We start from the raw sequence: 13716 nt of genomic DNA on the forward strand, positions 1-13716 counted from the left end.
AAGGTTTCTTGATTATTTTGGTTGCCATGAAACAAGTGCTGCATGAAAATCATGACGATAATAATAACGTCCATCTTTTTCTTCAATAAAAGGTAGAAGTGATTCTTCCACATGGGCTCGCTGGAAGTTTGGCGTTAATATTTTTTTACTTTGCGTTGTCACAAGTTGCTCATAACTTTCATATTCATAAATACGTTCGAGTGGGATAATTTGACAATCGGCATAAATATCCATTTCATATAGTAGATTCAAAAACTCGATATAATCTCTGCGAGGAAATTTTATGTCATAACCATATTTTTCATATAATCGTTCATAGTGTGGCTGGATTGGCCCTGTCGTCATCCCAATAATGGCACGCTTCTTCGCCAGCCGATTCATATGATATAAAGCTGCTTTAATTTCATACATACGGTAAAAACAATTCACGCCTAAGACGATATCATGTGGTTCTATCTCATCACGCTCTAAACTTTCCCACTTCGCATGAATATAGGAAACGTGCTCCTTCTCGGGCATGCACTGTTGTAAGTAATGCAAAATGCTTTCTGAGCTATCCACACATGTGAGCTTGCTCACTTTATCAGCTAATGGAAATGTATAATTGCCCCATCCAGGGCCAATTTCTAATACAGAATATTGAGGTTCAATCTTTTTTTGAAGCTCCTGAAAAATCCGTGTAGCATAAGGATCAGTTTGCCCCATTTTTTTACGTGCTACGGATTGCGCCCAAAATTGCTCCTCTAGCTGATCATTCACCATTCGTTCAGGCATATGGCCATGCCAATCCTTCATGCCTTCCTGCCATAATGCCTCATAGTTAATGGCTAACGGTCCTTTTCTCGTCATACAGATACCTCTATAGATAAAATTTCATATATTTTTTTCATATCAAGATTTGCTCGTACATGGTCGGCTAACATATTATAGGCATCTTCTCTTCGTTCTGCGTCACTTTTCACATCACTTGGTAAAGCAGCTAACCCTTTTTTCTCTCGTATTTCATTGACGAGTTGACGAGTAAAGGTACGATTATGGAACAAGCCGTGGAAATACGTGCCAATCACTTGCTCATCATGACTAACCGCACCATCTTTTCTTCCATCTTCTAACTGTAAAAACGGTGATACTTCATCACGTAAAATTTTTGTACGTCCTAGATGAATTTCGTAGCCTGTCAATGTGTCCTGCCTTCTTACGCCTGTCATTTGCACCGTTTTTTTATTGCCTACAAAAATGGTTTCCATCGGTAATAGCCCAAGACCATGAGCAGATTCGCCATTCCCCTCCACTGCCTCAGGATCTAGTAATGTTTCACCAAGCATTTGGAAACCACCGCAAATGCCAATAATTTTTGTGCCGTTATTACGTAAATGTGTGATGGCTTGATCAAAGCCCTGTGCTTTTAGCCAAGCTAAATCATCCATTGTACTTTTTGTTCCTGGCAGAATGAGTATATCTGGTGTACCTAGCTCGTTGACATTACCAATTAAACGCACACCCACCTCTGGCTCATCGAAAAATGGATCAATATCGGTGAAGTTTGAAATACGTGGTAAACGAATCATGGCTACATCTACAGCAAATTCGCCTGGCTTTGGTTTTTTAAAGCGTAGTGACGATAGTGCGAGAGAATCCTCCGCTTCAATATTGACATCGACATAAGGAATCACGCCAAGTACCGGAATGCCCGTTTCACGCTCCACCCATGCCAAACCATCATCCAGTAATTCACGCATGCCTCTAAATTTATTGATAATTAATCCTTTTACACGTGCTCGTTCTTTCTCATCTAACAATGCCAGTGTACCAACAATCGAGGCAAAGACCCCACCACGATCAATATCAGCAACGAGGACAACCGCTGCATCTGCTAAATGAGCCATTCGCATATTGGCAATATCGCGATCCTTTAAGTTAATCTCTGCAGGGCTACCAGCGCCCTCTAGGACTATGACATCATATGTATTTTGTAGTGTACGTACTGATTTTTCCACGATTGGCATCGCTTCTTGCACAAAATTATTGCGGTAGCTTTTGGCATCCATATTTAAAAAATGCTTACCATGAACGATAACCTCTGACATCATATCTTGCTTCGGTTTCAGCAGGATAGGATTCATATCAGTCGTTGCAACAACACGAGCCGCCTCTGCCTGCACCCCTTGTGCGCGGCCGATTTCACCGCCATCCTTCGTAACAAATGAATTAAGAGCCATATTTTGCGATTTAAATGGTACTACTTTTAGTCCATCATCTGAAAATATACGACATAGTGCGGTACAAATCATACTTTTTCCAACATCGGAAGCCGTTCCTTGAATCATGATTGATTTTGCTGGCATAGTCACTCTCCTCTGTAATATTTGCCTTCACTCCGCGGGTATTTTATCGCGACACGCGAGTATTTCCCTTCGCTCCGCGGGTATTTTATCGCGACGCGCGGGTATTTCCCTTCGCTCCGCGGGTATTTCATGGCGAAGCGCGAGTATTTCCCTTCGCTCCGCGGGTATTCCATGGCGACGCGTGGGAATTTTTCATCCGCAATAGTGAGGGGCTTTAAAATTCAAGCCCTTTCACTGCTGAAATTCCTTCATCATAGTAATGCTTTGTTGCATCAATGGTTGACACTAAATCAGCCATTGCCAGTAGCGCAGGGTTCGCGCTTCGGCCTGTGACAACCAGGTGCATCGTTGAGGGGCGTTGTTGGATTGCCTCGATGACTTCTGCTAGTGGAAGGACATCATCAATTGGAAACTTGGTGATCGCTAGGGCATTATTTAGCTCATCAAGCACCAATAAATCAATGCTATCATCCTGCAGAGCTGCCTTCGTTTTTTTCCAAGCCTTGGCTAATGCAGCACGATGCTCCTCAGGTGTCTTTGTCCATGTAAAACCTATGCCCATTTGTTCCATTTCTACGCCTAGCTTACGAAGGGCAATTTGCTCTCCATAAGTGCGTTCAGGTGATTTGATAAACTGCATATAGCGCACATTTAACCCACGGCCCACCGCACGCAATGTAACACCTAGGGATGCTGTCGTTTTGCCCTTTCCTTCACCTGTATATACTAAAAACAAGCCTTTTCTTGCCATGCTGTTAGCCTCCTTACAGCCATGTTGTCTTTTCTGCAAACGGTGTACGTTTCTTGTCGCTTTGCTCTTGCTCCTGTGGGTAGCCAATAAATATCGTGCCGACTACTTTTTGAGAGGCACTTGCACCAAGGAACGTATGCATACGAGGATCATGCACCAGGCCAACACCACGTGTACGCCAAACAAAACCAAGACCTAGCTCCTCTGCTGTCAACCACATGGACATAATGGCACTACATACGGCAAAAACATTATCTTCTGTCGCATCTGCATCACCCTCTACAATGTCTGCTGTCACAACAATGGCTACAGGCGTTGTTTGTACAACCTTCAATGAACTTTCCACTAAGTTTGGCTTCGTGGGGAAACGTTCTTGTAAATAAGCACTAGCCATTTCTTCATAACGCTTCATGGCTTCATCTTGTATGACATAAAAATGCCAAGGCTCTCGCATACGGTCATTCGGTGCATAGGTTGCTGCCTGTAAAATTTGCTCAATCTTTTCTTTCTCTACCGATTGTGTTGTGTAATTACGAATTGCTCGACGTTTTTTTAATGCTTCAATGACAGTCATATTGCTTCCTCCTTGTGCTCTTTCAAAAGATGATTATGAAAAGGTAAGTCCCTGCTCTTCAAACCATTGAATTTTTTCACGTACATTGACAACCTCGCCCACTACAATCATAGAAGGGTTATGATACCCTTCACGCTCAATAATGCTGGCTATCTCATCTAACGGCCCTGTAATCGTGCGTTGTTGAGCAGTTGTTCCCCACTCAATAACCGCTACTGGTGTTGTAGCCTTCCGTCCGTTTTCGATTAATTTTCGAGCGATGTAGGCAATATTCCCAACACTCATATAAAAAGCAACAGTATCAATGCCTGTAGCCAATGCTGGCCAATTCAAAAAATCTTGTCCTTTTTCTTCACGTCCATGCCCAGTCACAAGGGCAAAGCTTGTCGCGAAGTCTCTATGTGTAACGGGAATCCCTGCATAAGCAGGAGCCGCTATACCTGCTGTTATCCCAGGAACGATTTCATAAGCAATGTCATGATTTTTTAATATCTCTGCTTCCTCAGCACCACGTCCAAAGACAAAAGGATCGCCACCTTTAAGACGTGTAACAACTTTACCTTCTTGGGCTTTTTCCACAAGTAATGAATTAATTTCATCTTGAATAAGATGATGCTTCCCAGGTAATTTGCCACAATAAACAAGCTCCGCATCCTTTTTTGCAAAATCAAGCAATTTAGGATTTACAAGACGATCATAGGCAATTACATCAGCCTTTTGAATACATTCCAGTCCATACACAGTAATGAGCTTCGGATCGCCAGGACCTGCTCCAACGATATATACAATTCCATCCTTCATTGCGCTGCTCCCATCAATAGTTGTTGTAAATATGCTTCACGTCGATCAATCTCGCCATGACGTGTCCATTCAAGGATGTTTGGCTCTAGCAACGCTTGTAATGCTGCACGTCTTTGTGGACCTTTATCATACTTAGCAGCAATCATTAATCGAGCTTGCTGTAAAAAGCATACATAGTCATCATAAGCATCATCGAATTGATCTTCTAAATCTGCTTTGATCTTGCGTGCTAGACCTGGACTTGCTCCCGATGTCGAAACAGTTAACACCAATGGACCACGGCGAACAGTAGCAGGCGTAATAAAATCACTTTCACTTTGTTTATCTGTTCGGTTGATTAATTGCCAATGCTGGGCCGCCTCTTGAACTGCTTCGTTCACTGCTGTCACATTCGTTGCAGCGATAATGAGAATGGCATCATCTAAATCACGCGGTTCAAATTGCTTTTGCTTCCAAGTAATTTGCCCTGACTCAGCAAGTGGCTGTAATGTGTCATGTAAGGTTGGGCTGACAATCACGATGTTTGCCTTTGCCGGTAACAGGGATGCTACCTTCTGCGTTGCCACGTGACCGCCACCTACAATTACTACCGTTTTATATTCTAGATTGATATGAATAGGAAAATAATTAGTCATTACTTTTCACCTTCTTACAAGCTGTTAACCAATTGTCAACTAGCTTTGGGTTTGATACAAAATGGAAATGTGTATAGCCAGCCACTAAATTTCCTTCTTGATAGCCTTCTTTCTTTTTGCCAAAACGACCAATCGTTTCGTAGGCTGCTGTGTTGTGAGAACCACTATATTTGGAATAATGGAACTCATGGCCCTTCGCTTGCTCCTCAGCACCAATTAAGAAATTATCGGCTGTGCCAAAAATTTCACGATAACCAAGTGCTGCTAGTTTTGTTTGCATCGCCACTTCTCCAGGAATTACCCCTACCATGTCATAGCGTTCGCCATGGCTATTTGTGATCGCCTCTGTTAAATACATAAAGCCCCCACATTCAGCTAATGTTGGAAGACCTTTGGCAATGGCTTCACGAATAGAGTCTTTAACGACTGTATTGGTCGCAAGTGACTCTGCAAATTCCTCAGGAAAGCCCCCACCAATATATAAGCCATTTGCTTCTGCTGGTACAGGCTCATTAGCAAGCGGTGAGAAAAATTGTAGTGTTGCCCCTTTCGCTCGTAACAAAGCCAGGTTTTCTTCATAATAAAAATTAAATGCCGCATCTCTTGCAACTGCTATACAAATATTTTGTGAAGGCTCCTCCATAAATAAATGACCTGATTCTTGTAAGATAGGAGCCTTTGTTAAATGTAGTAATTGGTCCAAATCAATCGTTTCTGCCATTAGGTTCCCTAGTTTATCAAAAAATGAATCTAGCTCTCCTCTTTCAATAGCAGGCACTAATCCTAAATGACGACTCGGGATATCGATCCCTTCCTCACGCTTTAAGTAGCCAATCACAGGTATGCCGCATTCTTGTTCAATAGCTGCCTTGGCAATTTCGTAATGACCGACACTACCAACCTGGTTCGCAATAACACCAACGATATTCGGTTTATCTGATAGTAGTTGAAAACCCTTAACAACCGCTGCTACACTGCGTGCCATGCTAGCACAATTGACAATTAAAATAACAGGGCTCTCAGTCACTACGCTAATATCAGCAGCAGAACCAGCGTCCGATAAAGGGCTTTTACCGTCATAAAAGCCCATCACACCTTCAATAATGGACACATCTGCATCCATACTTGCGCGTGCCACAATATCACGTACCGCTTCATGTGAGAACATCCAGCTATCAATATTGCGTGATACTCTGCCTGTTACAGCCGTATGATAGGTTGGATCGATATAATCAGGACCACATTTAAAGCCTTGCACCACGTTTCCTTTATTTTGTAATGCCTTCATCAGTCCAATGGTAAAAGTAGTTTTACCTACCCCACTGCCCGTACCAGCTAGTACAAAACGATTTGTTTGCATGGACTTCCTCCTTAAAATAGGTATCTAGCAACTGAAATCGTAGCATTACCCGATTTTTTCTTCTCTAATAGGAGTGTCTGCACCTGTGCATAACGCATAGCCGCTGGTTCACTCACACCATATGCACCCGTATATTTAAAGACCGTTTCAGAGGGTGATGGAAATTCGATTTCATTTAATTCAGCCGGTGTATACGTAACGAACTCCCAATCATATTTCTTCGTAATATCTAAAAAACATTGCTCATCTTTCTTTAAATCAATCGTGCATAAGGCTTTTACACTTTTTTTCGAAAGCTTTAGCTCTGCCAAGGTTTCATCGATTACCTGTTCAATTTCCTCTAACGATGTACCACGGTTACAGCCCACTCCTAGCACAATGGATTTTGGTCGATAAATAACACCGTTTTCTAGAAGAATCTCCTCTTCAGGTTCAATGATTCGATCGGTTATTAATAATGTAGCATGGGGGTTAGCCCCAATAGCCACCTGTGTGGATGGATAAATTTTGATTTGTTCAGGCATCGGTGTATCACGCATCCACCAGTCGCGTTCACCCGTTTCCTGCACAATGGCTACATGCTCCTCATTTACAACAGAAGCACTAACAGGTGTTAATTTATCGGCACTATCCCATACCCAGCCAAAGCGTGCCCCAAATAAATCAACAGGAATCGTCTTTTGCACATCAGAAGCCGTTGTAATAATTGGATTAGCACCAAGTGCTGCTGCCACCTCATGCGTTAACTCATTGGCCCCACCAAGATGGCCTGATAATACGCTAATGACATTTTCGCCTCGATCATCAATCACGACAACGCCCGGGTCTGTCTTTTTATCCTTTAAAATCGGCGCAATCATTCTTACGACTGCCCCTAGTGAAATAATTAAGATCAAGCCTTTATATTGTTTAAATAGCGTTGGCAATAACAGGCGCACTGTTCCGGTAAATAGTTGAATATGCTTTTCTGCTTCATCGCCTTGCTCAAATTTACTCATATAATATAAATCACTTGCTGCAAAGGTTTGCTGTAGCCGGCGCCCAATTTGAACCCCATGCTTCGTAATGGCAACCACAGCATAAGGATTGCGTTGATCAACCTCTGGTAAAATACCTTCTTGTAACTCAATCACTTGTCTTCACACCTTTTCTAAAGCCATGTGTAAAGCTTGCATCATACAACTTCGAGCGATATTGATCCTTATCATGAATAGTCGGATCTAACGCCCAACCCGCTAAAATCATTGCATGCTTACGAATACCGTTCACACGCATCGCTTCATCTAGTTCGATTAAGGTTGTCCGTACGATTTTTTGATCTGGCCATGAAGCACGTTGAATAACTGCTACAGGCGTATCATCAGCCCAACCAGCACTTTGTAGTTCTTTGACAATTTTCTTAGTCAGCGTTGCACTAAGGAATAATGCAATTGTACAATGATGGCTCGCTAAATCACGCAGCTTTTCAAATTCTGGTACAGGTGTGCGCCCTTCAGCGCGTGTTAAAATAAGGGTTTGTGTTAAATCAGGAATTGTTAACTCAGCTCCGATAGCCGCTGCCGAAGCAAATACAGAGCTAACTCCTGGAATGACTTCATACCCAATGCCCTCCTTTTTCAAGAGAGCTACTTGCTCCATGATGGCACCATACATCGCTGGGTCACCTGTATGCATACGTGCCACTGTTTTCCCAGCATTGACACGGTCCACCATCACAGCAACCATTTCCTCTAAATGCATGCCAGCTGTGCGTATGACCTCTGCATCTGGTTTGGCTTTCGCAATGAGGTCCTCACTCACTAAAGAATCTGTGTACATGACAACGTCCGCAGTTTGTAACATATGTAAACCTTTGACTGTAATTAAATCTGGATCACCAGGACCAGCGCCAACAATATAGATTTTCTTCATTATTTACGCACCACCATTAACGTTAAATATTCTAAATCAACACCATCCAACTCACGCACATCCCAAATGATTTCTTCATCAGATGTTACCTTTGTCACCACGGATGCTTTATCTAATAAATCTAAATCGCGTAGCACCTCAAGCATTAAATCAATCACTTTTGCCACTTTAATAAAGACAACGGCATCATGGCTTTCGATTGCTTCACGCATGGAGTCATAATCATCATGAGCAGGGATAATCGCAACACGATCATCGCCATCCGCTAACGCAATCCCTAAGCGAGATGCAGAGCCATTGAACGACGAAATCCCAGGAACCGTACGGATTTCTACATCTGGATGCATTTCCTGCATTAATTTCATCATATGGATAAACGTACTATACAATAATGGATCGCCCTCTGTGACAAACGCCACATCTTTGCCCGCTTGTAATTTTTCGTAGACAAGTTCTACTGACTTTGTCCATTCACGTTCTAGAACAGCCTCATCTTTCGTCATTGGAAATACAAGACCAAGCATATCTTTTTCGTCTGGATTAATATAAACATCTACAATACGATGAGCATAGCTTTTACTGCCTTTTAGCTTTTTAGGGTAAGCAATAACAGGGGATTCCTGAATCACTCGAAATGCCTTTACTGTAATTAATTCTGGATCGCCAGGACCAACGCCCAAGCCGTATAAAACACCTAAATTACTCATGATTTTCTTCCTTTCGATAAGCCGAAATAATGTATATTGGATTTAATGGTACAAAGCGTGTCATATCTAAAATAGGTTTACTGCGCGCAAGCTGTGCCTGCAAAATATCAACCGCAAAACCACAAGCTTTAAACGCCTCGACGGCTTTATATAAATTCTCAATTGTCGCTGCATTTAAGACAATGCGACCATTAGACTTCAAACGTTGGCAGCATAATTGCAGTAACTCGATCATTTCGCCCCCTGTACCACCGATGAAAATAGCATCAGGATCTGGGAAACTGTCTAATCCTGCTGGTGCTTTGCTATGAATTGCAGTCATATCAACACGGAATTTTTGCTGATTTTGGAGACAATTTTCTAAATCAGGGGCATTTTTCTCAACAGCAAATACTTGTCCTTCTGGCGCAAGCTTACCTGCCTCAATTGCCATAGATCCCGTACATGTGCCAATATCCCAAATAATGCTATCCTGTTGAAGCTGCATGGCTTGCAAACTTAAAACTCGAATTTCTTTCTTTGTAATAAGTCCTTTATCTGGCTTGCGTTGTGAAAATTCTTCATCATCAATCCCAAGTGTGTAGCGTTTCGGTGCTATGGTTTGTTTTAAAATCAAGACATTTAAAGGCGAGAAATGAGTACTTTCCATTTCATCAAGCGAGTACCAGCCACTTTTTTCGTTTACACCCTGTAAATTTTCGGCTACAAACGCACGGTATTCTGTCATACCAAAATGCTTTAAATAACGAGCGAGAGCATTCGGACTATTCTCAGCATCTGTTAAAAGTGCTACTTTCTTTTTGCCATCGATTCGCTGTGCCAAGCCCTTCATTGGTCGTCCATGTATGCTCGTTACGTAAGCGTCCTGCCAGCTTTCTCCCATTTTCGCAAAGGCAAGCTGGACAGAGCTCATATAGGGATAAACCTCTATTTGTAGCTTTTTAGCTAAATAGCCTCCGATGCCATAAAATAATGGATCTCCAGATGCAAGGATCACCGTATTTCTTGTCTCTTCAGACAATCTTTCAACAAGTGCTGAAAGACCTCCTTTAATAAGGATTTTTTCACCCATAAAGTTTGGGAAGAAATCCAGTACGCGCTCACCACCAACAAGTACCTCACAGTCTTCAATCCACTGAAGGTATTGTGGTAATAAGCTTGCTAATCCGTTATCCCCGATCCCAATCAATTTCATCGATCGATGCAATGTCATCAGCCCTTCCTAATAATTGTCCCTGCATCGAATAGATCGATGTGGAAAGCGTTAAACCGCCCCTAATATGACGGATGGAGGAATAGCAGCACGCCTCACATAAATGATGGAAGAACGCGGCATAGCCCTTCTCCATCATAATTTCACCTACTTGTGACGCTGTATTTGCCTCCAGAACTTGTGCTATGGTTTCTCCATCGGCTCCTATATCCTCTGCCAGTTGTGCTAAAAAATTAAAGTCGATTGGCGCACTTTTGGAATGCACCATCATGACACCTTGCGCCACTTTTGAAAATTTCCCCATCATACCAACAAGTGATACTTGTTTGATGCCGAGGCGCTTACAATGTTTTAATGTAAAACCAACAAAGTCACCCATTTCAATAAACGCTTCTTCTGCTAGATGTGGGTATTGTTTCATCGCAAATTTTTCACTACGACCACCTGTTGTCACCACTAAGTGCTCACAGCCAGCCTCTTTCGCTACACTAATGGCTTGGACAATACTGGCCATATACGCAGAACTCGAAAAAGGCACGACGGTTCCCCTTGTGCCTAAGATTGAGATGCCTCCAAGTATACCGAGTCGCCCATTTAACGTTTTTTTAGCAATCTCCTCTCCTTTCGGTACGGAAATTACCACGTTCACGCCTCGTGTAATGTGAAATTCGTCCAATACACCTTGGACCGTGCTATAAATCATTTTACGTGGTACAGGATTAATGGCCGCCTCTCCAACAGGCACTGGCAAGCCAGGCTTTGTGACACGCCCGACGCCAATTCCTCCATCTAAATGAATACCAGGTGTATCTGCCCAACTCACTGTGCCAACGATGAGTGCCTGATGGGTCGCATCAGGATCATCACCAGCATCTTTAATCGTTTCACAGCTAACAGCATTTTCTTCAAATATGCATTTTTCAATTGTAAAGGTTGCATCTCGACCAATAGGTAAATGAATCGTGCTTGTTTCTTGCTCCTCCTTGGTAATAAGGGCAAGCAATGCAGCCTTTGATACCGCAGTTGCACAGGCTCCCGTCGTATAACCGTGACGCATGTCCTTGGGATCCTTTTTTGGCTTCCGCTCCATTATTTTTTCGCCTGTTCGTCCGCTAAAAGTGAGATGGCATTTAATGCGGCAACCGTCACTGTACTACCGCCTTTACGACCAACATTGGTAATGTACGGAATCCCTTCTAGTTTAAGCAGCTCTTCTTTTGACTCGGCTGCTGACACGAAACCAACAGGCATACCGATAATTAAATCTGGTTTTGCTAGTCCTTCTTTAATTAAACGAATCAATTCCAGCAATGCGGTTGGTGCATTACCAATGGCATAAATACCACCTTCATGTAATGTTGAAGCCTTTTGCATCGAAATGATGGCACGAGTTGTATTTTGTTTTTTCGCTTCGATTGATACATCTTCATCCGCAATATAGCAATGCAAATCGCCACCATGTTTTTGGAAACGCTTTTTACCAGAGCCACTTTCAATCATTTGCACATCTGCAATCACATGACGTCCTGCAAGAATAGACTTGATACCCGCTTCAATTGCCCCTGGTGTAATGATGACACTACGTCCTAGCTCGAAATCAGCCGATGCATGGATAATACGACGTACAACTTTCCATTCATCATCTGAGAAGTCATGCTCGCCCATTTCCTCTGCAATAATGGCGAAACTGTAATCGTAAATTTTATCTGGGTCTACCGTTAATGGTTTGAAATCTGTTTTAAAATCCATGGAAAATGCCTCCTAAATTGTCTGTTCAACAGCCTTTAATACTTCTTCAAATGTTGAATATTGTTGGCCGTATTGAATATTTGGTCTAGCAATAAGAATTGTTTCAATCTGACATGCAAGAGCTGCCTCTAGCTTCTCATCCACTGAGCCAACTTTACCGCTTTCTTTGGTGATCATCAGCGTCACTCCGTATTGACGAAAGAGAGCTTCATTTAATTCCTTTGAAAATGGACCTTGAATCGCCACAATATCTCGCTGTGCCACTCCTAGCGCCTCACATTTTTCCATATTGTCCAGTCGTGGAAGCATACGAGCGATTACTCTTGTGTTTTCTAAGCCCTGTAACACCTTTATAAATGTAGCGAGTGTTTTACTTCCCGTCGTTAGCATAATGACACCGCGTTTTTCTGCAGCTAACTGAGCTGCCTCCTCATAATCCTTTACAACAGTAATTAAAGGATGGGCATAATGTTCATGAGCTCGCTCATAGCGAATATAAGGAATTTGTGCCTGTTTCGCCGCTGCCATCGCATTTTTAGATGCCTCCTCCGCAAATGGGTGAGAGGCATCTACCACCAATTGATAGCCTTGCTCTGTCATAATGGTCGCCATTTCCTCAGCCGTCAGTCGACCAATTAAATGTGGCAGGCCAACGTCAGCAAGACTTGAGGCTGCCGATTCGGTGACGACCGTAGCTGTCACCGCATGACCTGCGCTTTGTAATGCAAGGGCTAAATCCCTTGCATCACTCGTCCCCGCTAACATGAAAATCATTTTACCGGCTCCTCTTCATGATGATGGTCGTGGTCGTGATGGTGGTGATGGTCATGATCATGATCATGGTGGTGGTGATGATGTGCATGTCCATGTACTGCCGTATAGGCACGATAGTCTTCTAGATCTTGCATACCTGTTGATGTACCGTTGACCGCCTGTTCAATACGCTCTAATAGAACATTTTGTAAACGTTCATGGTAGCCAAAATAGTTAGCAATTTGAATATCACACTCTGGATAAAGTTCATTAAACTTCTCACACATGCCATTCATACGTTCCATCAAAATGCCTGTGAATAAAAAGTAAGGTAACATGATGATTTTTTTTGCACCTAGTTTGACACAACGTTCAATTCCTTCTTCAACTCGTGGATCTGTGACACCCATAAAAGCACTTTCCACGTATTTCACAGGTAGTTTTTCCCATAAAAGTCGTGTAATTTTATAAAAATCGCCATTAGCAGATGGATCACTGCCTCCTCGTGCAATCAATAAAATAGCCGTGTCTTGCTGCTCTTGTTCTGAATTAAAGCCAATTTCAGCTAAGCGATCTTGTAAAATGGCAAAGATTTCATCATGGATGCCAATTGTTTGACCATATGTGAATGTAATCGTTGGATAATGCTCACGCGCATGCTCGATTTCTGCTGGAATATGCAGTTTTGAATGGCCTGCATGAAGTAAAATGATTGGAATCACATGAACCTCTGTAGCTCCCTTTTTCACACAGTTTGTAATACCTTCTTCGATGTTAGGTGAAGCAAATTCAAGGAAACAAGTTTCCACTAAAAATTGTTCGTCAATACGCGGTGTCATTTGTTCGATAAATGTACGAACCTCATCATTTCCTGCTGCTAAACGGCTCCCATGGCCGACAAATAAAATAGCTTTCAT

The 13716-nt window shown here is 42.5% G+C and carries 15 protein-coding genes; all 15 read right to left on the minus strand.

Translation table 11 applies throughout. From position 1 onward, the window contains the following. Nucleotides 1-12: 12 nt before the first annotated feature. The 15 genes from MHB65_RS14720 to MHB65_RS14790 all read right to left on the minus strand — a co-directional run bounded on the left by MHB65_RS14720 (nucleotide 13) and on the right by MHB65_RS14790 (nucleotide 13716). The gene (locus MHB65_RS14720; RefSeq protein WP_342440858.1) at nucleotides 13-849 is read right to left on the minus strand and encodes a methyltransferase domain-containing protein; all 837 of its coding nucleotides are present in this window, start codon (nucleotides 847-849) and stop codon (nucleotides 13-15) included. Beyond that, nucleotides 846-2345 carry a cobyric acid synthase gene (locus MHB65_RS14725; RefSeq protein ID WP_342440859.1) on the minus strand — a complete coding sequence of 500 codons (1500 nt, stop codon included), beginning with the start codon at nucleotides 2343-2345 and terminating at the stop codon, nucleotides 846-848. Before MHB65_RS14725 ends, MHB65_RS14720 begins: the two co-directional genes overlap by 4 nt. 214 nt (nucleotides 2346-2559) lie before the next feature. Then, nucleotides 2560-3096: a cob(I)yrinic acid a,c-diamide adenosyltransferase gene (locus MHB65_RS14730; protein ID WP_342440860.1), complete on the minus strand. Its 537-nt coding sequence runs from the start codon at nucleotides 3094-3096 to the stop codon at nucleotides 2560-2562. 13 nt (nucleotides 3097-3109) lie between these two features. Continuing rightward, nucleotides 3110-3670 carry a nitroreductase gene (locus MHB65_RS14735; RefSeq protein WP_342440861.1) on the minus strand — a complete coding sequence of 187 codons (561 nt, stop codon included), beginning with the start codon at nucleotides 3668-3670 and terminating at the stop codon, nucleotides 3110-3112. Nucleotides 3671-3703: 33 nt separating this feature from the next. Continuing rightward, nucleotides 3704-4471, minus strand: a complete 768-nt coding sequence (cobA, locus tag MHB65_RS14740; RefSeq protein ID WP_342440862.1) for a uroporphyrinogen-III C-methyltransferase — start codon at nucleotides 4469-4471, stop codon at nucleotides 3704-3706. Further along, nucleotides 4468-5106 carry an NAD(P)-dependent oxidoreductase gene (locus MHB65_RS14745; RefSeq protein ID WP_342440863.1) on the minus strand — a complete coding sequence of 213 codons (639 nt, stop codon included), beginning with the start codon at nucleotides 5104-5106 and terminating at the stop codon, nucleotides 4468-4470. Before MHB65_RS14745 ends, cobA begins: the two co-directional genes overlap by 4 nt. Further along, entirely contained in the window at nucleotides 5099-6466 is a 1368-nt protein-coding gene (locus MHB65_RS14750; protein ID WP_342440864.1) for a cobyrinate a,c-diamide synthase, read from the minus strand. The genes MHB65_RS14745 and MHB65_RS14750 overlap by 8 nt, the downstream gene beginning before the upstream one ends. A gap of 11 nt (nucleotides 6467-6477) precedes the next feature. Continuing rightward, nucleotides 6478-7599, minus strand: a complete 1122-nt coding sequence (locus MHB65_RS14755) for a cobalamin biosynthesis protein (protein ID WP_342440865.1) — start codon at nucleotides 7597-7599, stop codon at nucleotides 6478-6480. After that, nucleotides 7592-8377 (minus strand): precorrin-4 C(11)-methyltransferase, encoded by a 786-nt coding sequence (gene cobM, locus MHB65_RS14760; protein WP_342440866.1) that lies wholly within the window; start codon nucleotides 8375-8377, stop codon nucleotides 7592-7594. The genes MHB65_RS14755 and cobM overlap by 8 nt, the downstream gene beginning before the upstream one ends. Continuing rightward, complete coding sequence (gene cobI / locus MHB65_RS14765) at nucleotides 8377-9084, minus strand: precorrin-2 C(20)-methyltransferase (RefSeq protein WP_205444170.1); 708 nt, start codon at nucleotides 9082-9084, stop codon at nucleotides 8377-8379. The genes cobM and cobI overlap by 1 nt, the downstream gene beginning before the upstream one ends. Beyond that, nucleotides 9077-10297: a precorrin-6y C5,15-methyltransferase (decarboxylating) subunit CbiE gene (gene cbiE / locus MHB65_RS14770; protein WP_342440867.1), complete on the minus strand. Its 1221-nt coding sequence runs from the start codon at nucleotides 10295-10297 to the stop codon at nucleotides 9077-9079. The genes cobI and cbiE overlap by 8 nt, the downstream gene beginning before the upstream one ends. Further along, nucleotides 10254-11387 (minus strand): cobalt-precorrin-5B (C(1))-methyltransferase, encoded by a 1134-nt coding sequence (locus tag MHB65_RS14775; protein ID WP_342440868.1) that lies wholly within the window; start codon nucleotides 11385-11387, stop codon nucleotides 10254-10256. The genes cbiE and MHB65_RS14775 overlap by 44 nt, the downstream gene beginning before the upstream one ends. Next, nucleotides 11387-12046: a precorrin-8X methylmutase gene (locus tag MHB65_RS14780; RefSeq protein WP_342440869.1), complete on the minus strand. Its 660-nt coding sequence runs from the start codon at nucleotides 12044-12046 to the stop codon at nucleotides 11387-11389. Before MHB65_RS14780 ends, MHB65_RS14775 begins: the two co-directional genes overlap by 1 nt. 12 nt (nucleotides 12047-12058) lie before the next feature. Next, entirely contained in the window at nucleotides 12059-12820 is a 762-nt protein-coding gene (cobK, locus tag MHB65_RS14785) for a precorrin-6A reductase (protein ID WP_342440870.1), read from the minus strand. Further along, nucleotides 12817-13716 (minus strand): sirohydrochlorin chelatase, encoded by a 900-nt coding sequence (locus MHB65_RS14790; protein ID WP_342440871.1) that lies wholly within the window; start codon nucleotides 13714-13716, stop codon nucleotides 12817-12819. The genes cobK and MHB65_RS14790 overlap by 4 nt, the downstream gene beginning before the upstream one ends.

This window comes from Lysinibacillus sp. FSL K6-0075, assembly GCF_038592945.1.
GTDB lineage: Bacteria > Bacillota > Bacilli > Bacillales_A > Planococcaceae > Lysinibacillus > Lysinibacillus fusiformis_F.

What these genes read in the sequence shown, in the direction of transcription:
- MHB65_RS14720 (WP_342440858.1), bottom strand. Translation starts at nt 849, where the DNA reads ATGACGAGAAAAGGACCGTTAGCCATTAACTATGAGGCATTATGGCAG.
- MHB65_RS14725 (WP_342440859.1), bottom strand. Translation starts at nt 2,345, where the DNA reads ATGCCAGCAAAATCAATCATGATTCAAGGAACGGCTTCCGATGTTGGA.
- MHB65_RS14730 (WP_342440860.1), bottom strand. Translation starts at nt 3,096, where the DNA reads ATGGCAAGAAAAGGCTTGTTTTTAGTATATACAGGTGAAGGAAAGGGC.
- MHB65_RS14735 (WP_342440861.1), bottom strand. Translation starts at nt 3,670, where the DNA reads ATGACTGTCATTGAAGCATTAAAAAAACGTCGAGCAATTCGTAATTAC.
- cobA (WP_342440862.1), bottom strand. Translation starts at nt 4,471, where the DNA reads ATGAAGGATGGAATTGTATATATCGTTGGAGCAGGTCCTGGCGATCCG.
- MHB65_RS14745 (WP_342440863.1), bottom strand. Translation starts at nt 5,106, where the DNA reads ATGACTAATTATTTTCCTATTCATATCAATCTAGAATATAAAACGGTA.
- MHB65_RS14750 (WP_342440864.1), bottom strand. Translation starts at nt 6,466, where the DNA reads ATGCAAACAAATCGTTTTGTACTAGCTGGTACGGGCAGTGGGGTAGGT.
- cobM (WP_342440866.1), bottom strand. Translation starts at nt 8,377, where the DNA reads ATGAAGAAAATCTATATTGTTGGCGCTGGTCCTGGTGATCCAGATTTA.
- cobI (WP_205444170.1), bottom strand. Translation starts at nt 9,084, where the DNA reads ATGAGTAATTTAGGTGTTTTATACGGCTTGGGCGTTGGTCCTGGCGAT.
- cbiE (WP_342440867.1), bottom strand. Translation starts at nt 10,297, where the DNA reads ATGACATTGCATCGATCGATGAAATTGATTGGGATCGGGGATAACGGA.
- MHB65_RS14775 (WP_342440868.1), bottom strand. Translation starts at nt 11,387, where the DNA reads ATGGAGCGGAAGCCAAAAAAGGATCCCAAGGACATGCGTCACGGTTAT.
- MHB65_RS14780 (WP_342440869.1), bottom strand. Translation starts at nt 12,046, where the DNA reads ATGGATTTTAAAACAGATTTCAAACCATTAACGGTAGACCCAGATAAA.
- cobK (WP_342440870.1), bottom strand. Translation starts at nt 12,820, where the DNA reads ATGATTTTCATGTTAGCGGGGACGAGTGATGCAAGGGATTTAGCCCTT.
- MHB65_RS14790 (WP_342440871.1), bottom strand. Translation starts at nt 13,716, where the DNA reads ATGAAAGCTATTTTATTTGTCGGCCATGGGAGCCGTTTAGCAGCAGGA.